Source organism: Flavobacterium hydrocarbonoxydans, from assembly GCF_009789235.1.
Taxonomy (GTDB): domain Bacteria; phylum Bacteroidota; class Bacteroidia; order Flavobacteriales; family Flavobacteriaceae; genus Flavobacterium; species Flavobacterium hydrocarbonoxydans.
In genome coordinates this window covers 231824-245299 of record NZ_WSTB01000004.1, presented here as the reverse complement: position 1 = coordinate 245299, position 13476 = coordinate 231824, and the positions used below count along the sequence as shown (strand labels likewise).

Sequence of the window (13476 nt, the reverse complement as noted above, 5' to 3'; positions counted from 1 at the left end):
TTAATTATGTGTCATTTGCTTTACCTTATTTCTAAGTTTATACATTCCGAAACCCTTAACTTTATACAAATTTGAATTTAAACAAAATAACAATAAAAATAATGTTCTTTTTTGACTCAATGTGTAAATGTTTGATTTTATAGCCCATAACATAACTTTGTTTGACGCCATTCTGTTTTGATAAAAACATCTTGTAACAAATTGCAAAATTATTTTAGAACTAAATTTTCTAAAATCTAATTTATATAATCGGTGTTTAAGTAAGTCTCCATGTATTTCATAAAAAACTAATAACGATTCGAACGTATTACTAACGAAACCTTCGGAAGTAACCTTTTGATCATCCATCCTGTAATAAGTATCAATTTTAAAATCTCTACTTATTTTTAAATTCTTGATCCTCGACAGTACTTTGATATTTAAGCTTACATCCTGAAATCGTCTTAAGTTTTCATCAAATTTGCAGGTCGCCAAAACTTCCCTTTTGTAAAAAGCTCCCATAATAGGCCAAGGAAGATCGTAACTCAAAAACATTCTTAAATAATTTTCATCACTATATATTTCAGGATCTTTATTAATCGTCTTTGATTTTTTTTCTGTGCCAATAAGTAGAGCTGTGTCTCTTATCAACACATGTATTGATGAATCACTTACGACTTTATTTACACGTTCTGCCAAACAAAAAGGTTCGCAAATATCGTCCGAATCCAGAAACATCATATACTCGCCCTTGCTGTTTTCTATCCCGAAATTTCTGCAGGCATTTGCTCCTTTTAATCGATTTTCAGGACGACGATAAAATTGAAAACGAGTATCTTTTTCTAAATATTGATTTACAACTTCAACAGTATTATCACTAGAACCATCATCTACAATTATACATTCCCAATTTTGATAGGTTTGCTCCAGTATAGAATCAAGTGTTTCTTCAATCAATAACGCTCGGTTGTAAGTAGGAATTATTAAAGAAACTATAGTGCTCATACGTTTAAAGTACTTTTAAAAAATCTTCTCATAAATTTTATTGAAGAAATAATTGTAAAATTTTTGATATAGAATTGAAATAAGAAATACCATTCATTATTTTTCAGCTTTCTCCATTCCTTTATAGAAGTTTCGTAAAACATTAATAATTCTAATTTTTGTTTTTTTCTGAAAAATTGAAATTTCTGCGTTATTAAATTTTCAAGGAATTGAATTCTGGCTTTGTTTTTTAAAATAGCATTATCATTACTTCCGGAAATACTATAATCAGAATATCTAATGTATACAGTTGATTGATTTATAGTATATATCATTTTCCCATCAGGAAACTCCAGCCAAGCATAACTATCACTTCCCCATGCCAATGGATAATTTTTGAAACCATACTTTAAATAGGATTCCTTTAAAAAAATATATTCTGACAGAGTACTGCGGGTCAAACCTTTAAATTTTCTATAATACGAATCGTATGCGTTTTCCCATAATGGATGTGAAAATAAATTACTTACATCGCTATTAAGTTTCATATTAATAATTTTAGAGGCGAATCTAATTACACATGATTTGCCGTAAAATTCATCATAATGATTATACCATAATGAAACAACCGTTTCTTCTAAACAATCATCATCTCCTAAAATCATCAGCCATTCTTCATTGGAAGATAAGGAAATACATCTTTCCCACTGTTTGGTTAAGGATATACCACCAAGATTATTTTCAAAACGATGGTATTCAAAATCAAACTTTCCTTTAAATTTTTCTAACAAATCAGATGGGCTTTCCGGGCTTGCATCATCCCCAATATAAACTTTAAACTTCTTATTTATTTGATTTGCTAATGATGTTAAAGTCTCCTCAAAAAAAGTAAGTTTATAATATGGAATTATGATAGCTAACATTTTTTTTAAAATATTAATTTTAGATTTAGATTCTTATACAATAGCGCTTTTTTTTCAATCAGGTGCCATGAGAAATACCCAAAAAGAAGTGATAGTAAAACAGATCTAATTATTAACGTATTCCCGCCAATATTGAAAAAATATATTAAAGTTTGTTGAATAGGAAAACTATAAATATAAATCCCATACGAAGGATCTCCCGTTTTTCCAAAAGAATGAAAATATTTTACAGGCATTAAACCTATCAGTAAAATCATGATTGTCAAAAGTATATGCTTGAAAAAATCGTAACTATTGTAATACAAGCTTGTAACAACAAGTATTGAAACAATTACTAAAAGTAAACTCTTATTTTTAAAATTTTCTATTTTCAAAGAAGCAAAAAGACTTCCCCCAATGAAAAAAGTTCCCAAATTAAAAAAATGTGATCCAGACATTCCAAACTTTATTATGTGATTTAGCTGAATATAAAAAAAATTGTATCCAATAATCATTAATAAAAAAACAGAAACAAGAAACAGTAAAACTATTTTTCTTTTCTTTATTATTATTAATAGTCCCGAAAGCAAAACATAACAAGAAAACTCATAGCAGATTGTCCAAAGTGAACCGTTTATTGACGAAGAATAAGGATTGGATTCGAAAACACCTTTTATACTGTATTGAAGATTAAATAATGACAGGTTTCTAGGTATATAACTTAAAACCTTATAATTATCGAGATATGGAATTGAGTTTTGATATACCAACGGTGCAAAAATTACAGTGAGAACAAGTACAACAAATAGTCCTGGAAACAACCTTAATATCCTTTTCCAATAAAAATCAAAAACATTTTTACTTCTTTCAATACTTTGAAATATTAAATAGCCACTTAAAATAAAAAAACCATTTAATCCTATATTAGACAATTCAATTTGCCCATTTGTTAATTTAAAGATCCATTGATCCTTCACACCATATCCAGAAAGAACATTAGCATGTGATATTACAACTAACAAGGCAAAGATAAATCTTAAAAAGTCAAAGTTATTCAATCGCATTTTAAATAATTTTGGCTTTTATTTTTTTTAATATTTTTTGTGGAGTTTTATAATCTTTCATTAATGAATTTATGGTCTTAAAGAAAAGGTTGCGCGAAACAAAAACATCCTCATATTCGCTTCGAATAAGACTTTCAATAAAATCCAAATCATTTTTCTGTCTGTCAAAAATTATTTTCTTTATCTTTTCGTCCTTCAAATAGGATAGCAAACAAGTAAACGTACCATGATTACTTTTAGCTTTTTTAAGCTTTGAAATACCGGAAAAAACACCAACTCCATGTCTGTAAATTGCCATTTTCTCATTTAAACATTTTAATTTACCGTGCTCAGCCAACATTAAATATAAAAAATAGTCGCCAATGGGAGAGTATTTAAATTCAAAAGGAAACTCTTTAATAATATTTCTAAAAACAACTGATGGGGTATGTATATAATTTCCTAATCTGGCCAGAATCTCAATATTTTCATAGTTTTCAGGCACTTTAGTAATAAAGTCATCTACAATTTCATTATTAGATTTGAGAATATCAACTTCATGAAAACTAAGAACATAATCGGAGTTCATTTCTAAAAAATCAACCTGTTTTTGAAGTTTCAAAGGATCTGTCCAATAATCGTCTCCCTCACACAAAGCAATATATTTTCCTGTACATTGCTGAACAGCAAAAATAAAATTGGGCATCATCCCCAAATTACTTTGGTGATTAAAATATTTAACAAATGATTTCTTCGGGTAATTTTCTAAAATATCATTTATAATGTTATCTGTGTTATCTAAAGAGCAATCATTTGCAACAATAAACTCAATCTCAAAATCACATTCCTGCATCAAGACACTTTCAATAGCCTGACGAATATAATTCTCATGATTATAAGTAATCATGCAGATACTAACTTTAGGACTTTTTCTCATTACTAAAATTCTAAAGGTTGTAATTCTTCAACAATCTTTTCAGGCATTCCAATAATTAAACAATTATCTGTAATATCCTTCGTAATTACGGCTCCGGCACGAATTATAATATTTTTCCCAATATTAATTTTGGGCAATACTGTTGAATTTGTTGCTAGCGCTGAATAACCACCTATGAAACAGTTTCCAGACACTTTTGTCCCAGATGAGATTTTAGTAAATTCCATCAATACTGAATCATGCCCAATTGTGCAATTCAAATTAATTAAAGTTCGTTTTTTAAGCAAAATATCAGAATTTATAAAGCTTCCTGTCATAATATTTGAACCAATTCCAATTTGATTGCCAAAATTACCAATACAAGCTAGAAAAGTTTTAGTTACGTTTATCATATTACTCATTTAAATACCATTCAAATTCAGGTCTGATAAATCCTGGCTCTCTTCCCATATAAACCCCTAAATCCCTACCTCCATCAATAACTGTAAAATGAATGATATCATTTTCTTTAAAAATAGATCTTCTCTTATCCTCAATAACAAAAATAGTTAAACTGAAATTACCCGATTGAAAAAAATTAACTGGGAAAATACATTTTAATATATTTTGTCCTTTTTTTAGTTGTATATCAGAACTACTATTTGAAAAGGAAAACAGAGATTCTCCTTGTTCGTTATACAAATGGTAAGTAATATGATAGCGATGTGTATCATCGGTATGAAAAACTAAGTTAGTAAATAATTCAATTTTTTCATTTTCCACAAGTGGTTCATCAAAACTTTTTCCTACGTTTTGAAGCCCAATTTCTTTCAAATTAAAAAGCTCATTATCAATATTAATTTTTTTGCTGTTAGATCTTTCAGCACCATTTCCGCCTAAATAATAGGAAACAGCCCGATCAATATCATCATCAAAAATAACTTTTCCATACTCCATGACAATACCTCTTGTACACAAACTTTTTACAGCAGCCATATTATGACTTACAAATAAAACAGTTCTTCCTCTTCCTTTAGAAATATCCTGCATCTTCCCGATAGCCTTCTTTTGAAACTCAGCATCACCAACGGCCAGAACCTCATCGATTACCAAAATTTCAGGTTCTAAGAAAGCAGCAACAGCAAAAGCTAATCGCACAGTCATTCCAGAACTATATCTTTTTACAGGAGTATCAATATAACGCTGACAACCTGAGAAATCTATAATTTCATCAAGTTTTGAGGTAATTTCTTTTTTGGTCATTCCAAGAATTGCTCCATTGAGGTAGATGTTTTCTCTTCCTGTCATTTCACTATGAAACCCCGTACCCACTTCCAGCAACGAAGCAATTCTACCACGAGATTTTATGCTTCCGGTAGTGGGTGCTGTAACTTTTGATAGAATTTTTAACAGAGTCGATTTTCCGGCTCCATTTTTACCAATGATACCTAAAACCTCTCCTCTTTCAACCTCAAAATTAATGTCCTGTAAGGCCCATACATAATCAGATTGGCCTTTTGTAGAACGATCATTGGTATCTCCAATTTTTAAATATGGATTTTCCTTACCACGAATCTGATGCCACCAACGATTTAAATCGTGGCTTAGAGTACCTGTACCTACTTGACCTAAACGATATTGCTTAGAAATGTTTTCGGCCTTTAAAATTATATCTTTCAATTTATGATTAGGTTAGAAATAAAAAAATATGTGAATTTTATTAATGTAATTTAGTTTTATACTGTATCAATAAAACTTTTTTCAGTCCTGTTAAAAACTAAAAGCCCTGTAAAAAATACAACTACTGTAATTATGAATGTATAAATCAATCCTCCAATGGAAATGTTTCCTACGTTAAGAAGTAAATAACGAGAAGTTTCAATAATATAAGCCAAAGGGTTATATTCTACTATCCATCCAAATTTAGGAAGCTTTTCTTTTATCAGTTCCATCGGATACATTACTGCAGACAAGTACATTAATAACTGTATTCCGAAACCTATTAAATGACTAAAATCTCTGTATTTGGTAACCAATGAAGAAATTAACATTCCAAGACCTAAACCTAAAATTCCCATTATAACAATTAATAAAGGAAAAAATATTATTAAACCATTTAAACTTAAATTAGCTCCTTGAAAATAATAAAAAATAAAAAAAGCAACGAAAATAAAAAACTGAATTCCAAACTTTATCAGATTCGAAATAACTATCGATAAAGGTGTGATAATTCTGGGGAAATATACCTTTCCAAAAATTCCAGCATTCGATTTAAAGGTATCCGAGGTTCCGGTAAGACAAGCTGTAAAATAATTCCAAACCGTTATACCTCCTAAATTAAATAAAAATGGTGGAATTGTTCCGGTATTTATACCCGCTACATTATTGAATATTATAGTAAAAGTTACCGAGGTAAAAAGCGGCTGAATTAAATACCATAAAGGGCCTAAAACAGTTTGTTTATAGACTGTAATTACATCTCTTTTAACAAAAAGAAATAACAAATCTCTATATTGCCAGACTTCCTTTAGATTAAGAGAAAAGAACTTATTTTTAGGCGTAATTTCGAACAACCAGGATGTGGCATTTTTTTGAGTGTTCATTTTATTTTAATAATATAAAAGCTATTAAGTTGGGTACTTTATTAAAAACAAAAAGGCGTTTATAAAAAAACACCTTTAAAATTCATACAAAATAATATTTTACAATACGCTAATTTTATTTATCTAAGACTTCAAAACTAGAATTCATACTTTTAAACTCTGGGACTATCTTCTTCATTTTAGTGACAATGTCATCATTATCAAAGAAGTTGGCGATTCCAATTAACTCATCAATATCAGTATGCAAATTTTCATATTCATCCTGAATTTCCTGAGCAATCATAATTTTATTATGATAGGTTGGCAACGTTTTAGAAGTATCATTTAACAATTCTTCATATAATTTTTCGCCAGGTCTTAAACCTACAATCTTTATTTTAATCTCTTTATCAGGAATAAAACCTGCTAGTTTGATCATTTTTTTAGCTAAATCAATTATTTTAACTGGTTTACCCATATCAAAAATATAAATTTCACCTCCATTACCCATCGCTCCAGCCTCCAGTACAAGCTGGCAAGCTTCCGGAATGGTCATAAAATAACGAATAATATCCTGATGAGTAATAGTAAGCGGACCACCTTCTGCGATTTGCTTGGTAAAAAGCGGCACAACTGAACCATTAGAACCTAATACATTACCGAAACGGGTTGTAATAAATTTAGTTTTAAATTCACTACTCTCCTTTTGATTTTTTAAGAATAAAGACTGTACATATTTCTCGGCAATACGCTTACTGGCTCCCATAACATTGCTAGGATTTACTGCTTTGTCTGTTGAAACCATAACAAACTTCTTAACATTGTACTTACAGGATAAGTCGGCTAAGTTTTTAGTACCTTCAATATTGGTTAAAATTGCTTGTGAGGGATTTTCCTCCATCAAAGGAACGTGTTTATAAGCGGCAGCATGAAATACTACATGAGGACCATAGTTTTTAAAAACTTTTTCTATTGCCTGTTTGCTTCTAACATCTGCTATCACAGCATGGATTTTTGTATTAGTTTCCGCTGCCTGCATTTCTAAATGCAAACTATGAAGAGGGGTTTCAGCCTGATCCAGAATAATAATGGCTCTAGGGTCAAATCCTACTACCTGCCTGACAATCTCACTACCTATGGAACCAGCGGCACCCGTAATCAGAATAACTTTGTCTTTTAATTGTTTAGAAATTGATTTACTGTCTAACACAATTGGTTTTCTTTCCAGTAAATCTTCAATCTGAATATTTTTTACTTTTTGAGAAATCTCTTTTTGATTTTCCCAATCCGAAATTAAGGGTACAGTATAAACTCTATAATTAAATTCTAAACATTGATCAACAATAATTAATTGTTCTTCTTTAGATAAACTTTTATCTGCTATAATAACCCCCTCAGCAGCAACTGATCGCATTAGTGCAGGAAGTTTTTTCTTCAAGATTAAAATTGGTAAATCCAACATTCGTTTTGAAGCATTTTGGTTGTTTTTATCAACAAAACCAACTATTTTAAATCGGGAAGGAGTTTCAAATTTTAAAGCATTGGCTACAGAAATAGCGTTAGCGTCCGTTCCGTAAATTACAGTTCTGATTAATTTAGCATTATTCTTTTCTGAAAAATATAACTCGAAGGTTTGTTTTACGATTACTCTATACAAAAACAACCCGCAAAACGATAGAACAACATTAATAAAAAGAGCTGTATTTAAAAAAGCTTTATGTCCTGTATATAATTCATATAATAAATTAAAAAACAAGAAAAAAACCAACACAGACATTTGTGAAAAAAGCAATTTTATGGCATCTATATAAGAGGAGTGTCTAATAATTCCGGAATAAGTCCGGAATAGCCAAAAGAAGAAAATATTGATTAATATTAAACTGGCTATATAAAAGTATTGATGTGATGTAATAATATACCCCATAGCTGTTCCTTCAAACAGTAAATAGGTAAATGAAAAAGCAAATATTATTGCTAAAACATCTATTGCAACGATTATCCATCTCGGCAAATAGCTCAGATTATGAATATTCATTCGTATTCGTCTGGATGAAAAAAGGTTGTGCAACAATGTATTAATTTTGGTTAATTTATCTTTACTCAAGTTAATTTACTTTAAAATTTGGTTTCTGGTTATTACAAAAGTACAAATTAAAGGTTTCAAAAAAGGATTTCATTAAAAAAAACTACATTTTACCTCTTTTCATTTTTTGCTTCAAAAACTCAATTAGGTAAGTTCCATATCCAGACTTCACAAGAGGAAGAGCTAATTGCTCTAATTGTTCGTCATTTATAAAACCTTGTCTCCAGGCTACCTCCTCTATACAACCCACTTTTAGTCCTTGTCTTTCTTCCAGAACCTGAACAAATTGCCCTGCCTGCATCAAGCTATTAAAAGTTCCGGTATCTAACCATGCTGTACCTCTGCTCAAAATACCCACTTTTAACGCTTCCCTTTCCAAATAAACCTTATTGACATCTGTAATTTCATATTCTCCGCGAGCACTTGGCTTAATATTCTTGGCAATTTCTACCACTGAATTATCATAAAAATAAAGACCTGGAACCGCATAATTCGATTTTGGATTTTCTGGCTTTTCTTCAATTGAAATAGCTTTCAAATCATCATCAAATTCAACTACACCATAACGTTCAGGATCTGAAACGTGATAAGCAAAAACTACTCCACCATTAGGTTTTGTATTTGCTTTTAAAAGTTCCTGCATATTTGATCCAAAAAATATGTTATCTCCTAATATTAAAGCCACATCGTCATTGCCAACAAATTCTTCACCAATAACAAAAGCTTGTGCTAAACCATTAGGAATTGCTTGCTCAGCATAACTAAATTTACATCCTAAAGAAGAACCATCTCCTAATAATTTTTTAAAATTTGGTAAATCATGTGGAGTCGAAATAATTAGAACTTCATTTATCCCTGCCATCATTAAGGTAGATAATGGATAATAAATCATCGGTTTATCATACACCGGCATCATTTGTTTACTCATTGCTAATGTTAACGGATGCAAACGGGTACCAGAACCTCCTGCTAATATAATTCCTTTCATTTTTTATAATTTTAGATTTTAGATTTTAGATTTCTTTCAAAATTTAGTTTCTAACTTATAAAGACATATTAATTTTTAAACAAACATTTCCTTTAAGCTTTCTTTGTAATCAGGAATTTCCAGATTATAAATAGCTTTAATTTTTTTCTTATCTAATAATGAGAATTCTGGTCTCTTAGCTGGAGTTGGATAGGATGAAGAAGGAATTCCTCCAACATTACAATTGTATCTTCCAAATTCTTTTATAGCTAACGCAAATTCATACCAACTTATTTCTCCTTCGTTCGAATAATTATAAATACCCGGAATCCATTGAGGTGATTGTAGAATATCAATCATTGCCTGAGCCAAATCGGCTGCGTAAGTTGGAGAACCTATTTGATCGTTTACAACACTTATCGAGTCTCTTTCCTGCATTAGTCTCTGCATGGTTTTCACAAAGTTATTGCCAAACTTACTATAAACCCAAGAGGTTCTTATAACAATAGCATTTGGATTTTTGTTTAGACAAGCAATTTCGCCTGCTCTTTTACTGGCTCCATAAACATTTATCGGGTTTGTTTCAGCTTCTTCATCTAAAGCAATAGAAGAGGTGCCATCAAAAACATAATCTGTGGAAATATGAATTAATTTTGCATTCTTTTCTGAAGTGTATTTTGCAATCAATTCAATTGCCAAATGATTTATTGTAAAAGCTAATTCGGTTTCTGTTTCGGCTTTATCTACAGCTGTATATGCGCCACAATTAAAAATCACGTCAGGCTGAAATTCATTTAATTGTAATTTTAAAACCTCTAAATTATCTAGTGTAATTTGAGTTCTGTCAGCAAAGATCCAATCATAACTAGGATATTTAGAAGCTAAAACCCCAAGCTCTGATCCTAATTGGCCATTTGCACCTGTTACAAGAATTTTTTTCATTAAAACAAACTATTACAATTATCAATAAATGGAAGAATCTGATCTTTTTCAGAAACAATAGCCTCTGATAAATCCATTCCCCAATCAATATTCAAAGAAGGATCATCATATTTAATACCTCCTTCTGAAGCTTTATTATAAAACTGATCGCATTTATACATTACCGAAGCAGTTTCGCTGATAACAGAAAAGCCATGAGCAAAACCTTGTGGTACTAGTAATTGCTTTTTATTTTCAGCAGATAATAAAACACTAAAAGCCTTTCCGAACGTAGGAGAATCTTTTCTCAAATCTACCGCAACATCAATTATTTCACCTTCTAAAACCCGAACTAATTTTGTTTGTGCAAAAGGTGGATTTTGATAATGTAATCCTCTTAAAGTTCCCCTTTTAGAAAAAGACTGGTTATCTTGTACAAATTCGATATCAATACCTAAATCTTCAAATTTAGTTTTGCTGTAAGATTCGAAAAAATAACCTCTTTCGTCTCCAAAAACTGTTGGCTCCACAACAACTAAATCTTTTATAAATGTTTCTTCAATTTTCATATAAAATTTTTTCTTTTATTTAAAGAAATTGCTAATAACTCTTTTTATTCTATTTCTATCTTCTTCTTTAATATTTGCTCCTGATGGTAAACACAATCCTTTTTCGAATAATTCTTCGGCTATTACGCCTCCATAATAAGGGTATTTGTCAAAAACAGGCTGTAAATGCATGGGTTTCCAAAGCGGTCGGCTTTCTATATTTGCATTTTCGAAAGCTGCTCTTAAATTTTCTCTATTGATTTTATCATTGGGTTCTATCAAAATTGCACTTAACCAATAATTAGAGAAATACTCTTCATTTAAAACCTCAAAAAGTTTTACACTTTCTATATCTTTAAAAATACTTTTATAAAAATCATGCATCTCTCTTCTTGATGCTATTTTTTTATCTAAAATTTTCATCTGCCCTAAGCCAATTCCTGCACAAACATTACTCATTCTGTAATTATATCCAATCTTGCTATGCTGATAATGAACCGCTTCATCCTTAGATTGGGTAGAGTAAAAAATGATTTCTTTTTTTGTTTTTTCTGAATTTGAGATCAAAACCCCACCACTGGAAGTCGTGATGATTTTATTTCCGTTAAACGAAAAAATACCAAAGGTTCCAAAAGTTCCGCATTTTTTACCTTTATAAGTACTTCCTAATGCTTCAGCACTATCTTCTATAATCGGAATTTGATATCTATCGGCTATTGCATGAATTTCGTCAACTTTATAAGGTACACCGTATAGATGAACTGTAATAATTGCTTTAGGTTTTTTTCCTTTTTTAATTCGGTCCTTGATAGCAATTTCAAGAATCTCTGGACAAATATTCCAGGTATCACTTTCACTGTCTATAAAAACAGGAATTGCGCCTTGGTATAAAACAGGATTGGCTGTTGCTGAAAATGTCATACTCTGACAAATAACCTCATCACCTGTACCTACGCCAAGTAAAATTAAGGCTAAATGAATAGCAGAGGTACCAGAGTTTAATGCAGCAACAAATGATTCCTGCCCCAAATAATTTTCCAGTTTATTTTCAAAATCATCTACATTTGGTCCACCGGAAGTAATCCAGTTTTCGTCAAGCGCTTTTTGTACATATTCCTGTTCAAAACCGCTTTGTTGACCTAATGATAAGAAAATTTTTTTATTGCTCATCAATTTTCCAATAGTCTGAATCAAATCGAACATCATCTTCAGCAACATTTGCTAAGGGCAGAGTAGAGAAAGATAATAACTTAGAATCTTTTTCTAATGATTGAATAGCGTTGGCATAACCTGCAGGAATATGAACAATCTTACTATCAGTAACATTAACTAAAATAGTTTCTATAGGTAAATCTTTAGATGGATTTTCCCAATTATCAATTTTTATAAAATGTATTTTGAACGAACCACTTATACAATAAAAATTTTTAGCATCTAACTTATGCCCATGCCAGGCTCGAATAGGATTTTCTTCAGAATTACTAATGGTATAGAAACGTTCAATAGTCTTAAAATCAAAATCATTTACATACGTAATGGTTCCTCTATGATCAGAAAAAATCCCACCTTGAATTATTTTTGGGTTCATTAGTTAAGTTTTAATTTGCTTTTATTTAAAAGATAAAACTTCAAAGTATATATTAAAAGTAAAGGAGTAATAATAATTACAAATAACCATAAATCCTCAACCTTATGATATAGGCAAATCACAACAGCAGAAACTACTATTTGGGCTATTGCATAAAGCAAAGAGACTAATCGATGTTGTATTTTATATTCATTACTTAATACCTGATACAAATGCAAACGATGTGCTTCAAAAATATTTTGTTTCAGATACAGTCTGTGTATAATAGTACAAACTGCATCAACGCCGTAAACAGCTAAAAAGAGAAGCCAAATTACCGAATTTGTTGCCAAAATTAATTTCAGAACAAGATAAATTATCCAAAATGCAATTGCTATACTTCCAATGTCACCTGCAAAACATTTGGCCCTTTTTCTGTAATTAAAAAACAAAAAAACCAGACTGGCGATCATGGCATATTTTATAAAACTACCATCAGTAAATAATTGAATATTTTTATTTACATACCATAATGATCCCATTACTACTAAAGTATATAATCCGGTTATACCGTTTATTCCATCCATAAAATTATACGCATTGATAATTCCGATTGAAAGAATATAAGCTGCGATAATTTCATAAATTGGCATTGAATTAAAAACTCCAAAATCTAAAAAAATCAGAGTAATAGCCAGAAAATGTGCTGCAATCCGAATTTTATTAGACAAACTCTGAATATCATCCCAAAAACTGACTAAGCTCACCAAAGTAATTCCGGTAAAGAAAAAGTAATTGCTTTGAATGTGCTGAACAAAATAAATTAAAGCCGAAAACCAAAAAATAATTCCGCCACCTCTTAGAGTAATTTCTGTATGCGAACTACGCTGATTAGGTTTGTCAATAATATTAAACTTATCTGCTACTTTAAAATAAAGCAGCATCAGGATCATTAAGATTATGCCGAGTATTGTGTATTCCATT

The 13476-nt window shown here is 30.5% G+C and carries 14 protein-coding genes; all 14 read right to left on the bottom strand.

Features of this window, described 5'->3' with window-relative positions:
• The 14 genes from GON26_RS09020 to GON26_RS08955 all read right to left on the bottom strand — a co-directional run bounded on the left by GON26_RS09020 (position 1) and on the right by GON26_RS08955 (position 13475).
• Positions 1 to 984 carry a glycosyltransferase family 2 protein gene (locus tag GON26_RS09020; RefSeq protein WP_160374482.1) on the bottom strand — a complete coding sequence of 328 codons (984 nt, stop codon included), beginning with the start codon at positions 982 to 984 and terminating at the stop codon, positions 1 to 3.
• Entirely contained in the window at positions 981 to 1886 is a 906-nt protein-coding gene (locus GON26_RS09015; RefSeq protein WP_160374481.1) for a glycosyltransferase family A protein, read from the bottom strand. Before GON26_RS09015 ends, GON26_RS09020 begins: the two co-directional genes overlap by 4 nt.
• Positions 1887 to 1891: 5 nt before the next feature.
• Positions 1892 to 2929, bottom strand: a complete 1038-nt coding sequence (locus GON26_RS09010) for an acyltransferase family protein (protein ID WP_160374480.1) — start codon at positions 2927 to 2929, stop codon at positions 1892 to 1894.
• A gap of 1 nt (position 2930) precedes the next feature.
• On the bottom strand, positions 2931 to 3845 hold the full coding sequence (locus tag GON26_RS09005) for a glycosyltransferase family 2 protein (RefSeq protein WP_160374479.1): 915 nt from the start codon (positions 3843 to 3845) through the stop codon (positions 2931 to 2933).
• Between the two features lie 2 nt (positions 3846 to 3847).
• Positions 3848 to 4237, bottom strand: coding sequence for an LbetaH domain-containing protein (locus GON26_RS09000; RefSeq protein ID WP_160374478.1), 390 nt, complete (start codon positions 4235 to 4237; stop codon positions 3848 to 3850).
• 1 nt (position 4238) lies between these two features.
• A complete protein-coding gene (locus GON26_RS08995; protein ID WP_160374477.1) occupies positions 4239 to 5504 on the bottom strand; it encodes an ABC transporter ATP-binding protein in 1266 nt (421 codons plus the stop codon).
• A 56-nt stretch (positions 5505 to 5560) separates the two neighbouring features.
• Complete coding sequence (locus GON26_RS08990; RefSeq protein WP_160374476.1) at positions 5561 to 6427, bottom strand: ABC transporter permease; 867 nt, start codon at positions 6425 to 6427, stop codon at positions 5561 to 5563.
• Between the two features lie 115 nt (positions 6428 to 6542).
• Positions 6543 to 8441: a polysaccharide biosynthesis protein gene (locus GON26_RS08985; protein ID WP_394350397.1), complete on the bottom strand. Its 1899-nt coding sequence runs from the start codon at positions 8439 to 8441 to the stop codon at positions 6543 to 6545.
• Between the two features lie 151 nt (positions 8442 to 8592).
• On the bottom strand, positions 8593 to 9477 hold the full coding sequence (gene rfbA / locus GON26_RS08980) for a glucose-1-phosphate thymidylyltransferase RfbA (RefSeq protein WP_160374474.1): 885 nt from the start codon (positions 9475 to 9477) through the stop codon (positions 8593 to 8595).
• A gap of 75 nt (positions 9478 to 9552) precedes the next feature.
• Positions 9553 to 10398, bottom strand: a complete 846-nt coding sequence (gene rfbD, locus GON26_RS08975) for a dTDP-4-dehydrorhamnose reductase (RefSeq protein ID WP_160374473.1) — start codon at positions 10396 to 10398, stop codon at positions 9553 to 9555.
• Positions 10398 to 10946, bottom strand: coding sequence for a dTDP-4-dehydrorhamnose 3,5-epimerase (gene rfbC, locus GON26_RS08970; protein WP_160374472.1), 549 nt, complete (start codon positions 10944 to 10946; stop codon positions 10398 to 10400). Before rfbC ends, rfbD begins: the two co-directional genes overlap by 1 nt.
• A 15-nt stretch (positions 10947 to 10961) precedes the next feature.
• A complete protein-coding gene (locus GON26_RS08965; protein ID WP_160374680.1) occupies positions 10962 to 12095 on the bottom strand; it encodes a DegT/DnrJ/EryC1/StrS family aminotransferase in 1134 nt (377 codons plus the stop codon).
• On the bottom strand, positions 12085 to 12513 hold the full coding sequence (locus tag GON26_RS08960) for a WxcM-like domain-containing protein (protein WP_160374471.1): 429 nt from the start codon (positions 12511 to 12513) through the stop codon (positions 12085 to 12087). The genes GON26_RS08965 and GON26_RS08960 overlap by 11 nt, the downstream gene beginning before the upstream one ends.
• On the bottom strand, positions 12513 to 13475 hold the full coding sequence (locus GON26_RS08955) for an MraY family glycosyltransferase (protein ID WP_160374470.1): 963 nt from the start codon (positions 13473 to 13475) through the stop codon (positions 12513 to 12515). Before GON26_RS08955 ends, GON26_RS08960 begins: the two co-directional genes overlap by 1 nt.
• Position 13476 lies beyond the last annotated feature (1 nt).

Excerpts from the sequence above, each read along its gene's own strand:
- GON26_RS08960 (WP_160374471.1), bottom strand. The coding sequence starts at position 12,513 with ATGAACCCAAAAATAATTCAAGGTGGGATTTTTTCTGATCATAGAGGA.
- rfbA (WP_160374474.1), bottom strand. The coding sequence starts at position 9,477 with ATGAAAGGAATTATATTAGCAGGAGGTTCTGGTACCCGTTTGCATCCG.
- GON26_RS09020 (WP_160374482.1), bottom strand. The coding sequence starts at position 984 with ATGAGCACTATAGTTTCTTTAATAATTCCTACTTACAACCGAGCGTTA.
- GON26_RS08990 (WP_160374476.1), bottom strand. The coding sequence starts at position 6,427 with ATGAACACTCAAAAAAATGCCACATCCTGGTTGTTCGAAATTACGCCT.
- GON26_RS09000 (WP_160374478.1), bottom strand. The coding sequence starts at position 4,237 with ATGATAAACGTAACTAAAACTTTTCTAGCTTGTATTGGTAATTTTGGC.
- GON26_RS09010 (WP_160374480.1), bottom strand. The coding sequence starts at position 2,929 with ATGCGATTGAATAACTTTGACTTTTTAAGATTTATCTTTGCCTTGTTA.
- rfbC (WP_160374472.1), bottom strand. The coding sequence starts at position 10,946 with ATGAAAATTGAAGAAACATTTATAAAAGATTTAGTTGTTGTGGAGCCA.
- GON26_RS09015 (WP_160374481.1), bottom strand. The coding sequence starts at position 1,886 with ATGTTAGCTATCATAATTCCATATTATAAACTTACTTTTTTTGAGGAG.
- GON26_RS09005 (WP_160374479.1), bottom strand. The coding sequence starts at position 3,845 with ATGAGAAAAAGTCCTAAAGTTAGTATCTGCATGATTACTTATAATCAT.
- GON26_RS08965 (WP_160374680.1), bottom strand. The coding sequence starts at position 12,095 with ATGAGCAATAAAAAAATTTTCTTATCATTAGGTCAACAAAGCGGTTTT.
- GON26_RS08955 (WP_160374470.1), bottom strand. The coding sequence starts at position 13,475 with ATGGAATACACAATACTCGGCATAATCTTAATGATCCTGATGCTGCTT.
- rfbD (WP_160374473.1), bottom strand. The coding sequence starts at position 10,398 with ATGAAAAAAATTCTTGTAACAGGTGCAAATGGCCAATTAGGATCAGAG.
- GON26_RS08985 (WP_394350397.1), bottom strand. The coding sequence starts at position 8,441 with ATGAATATTCATAATCTGAGCTATTTGCCGAGATGGATAATCGTTGCA.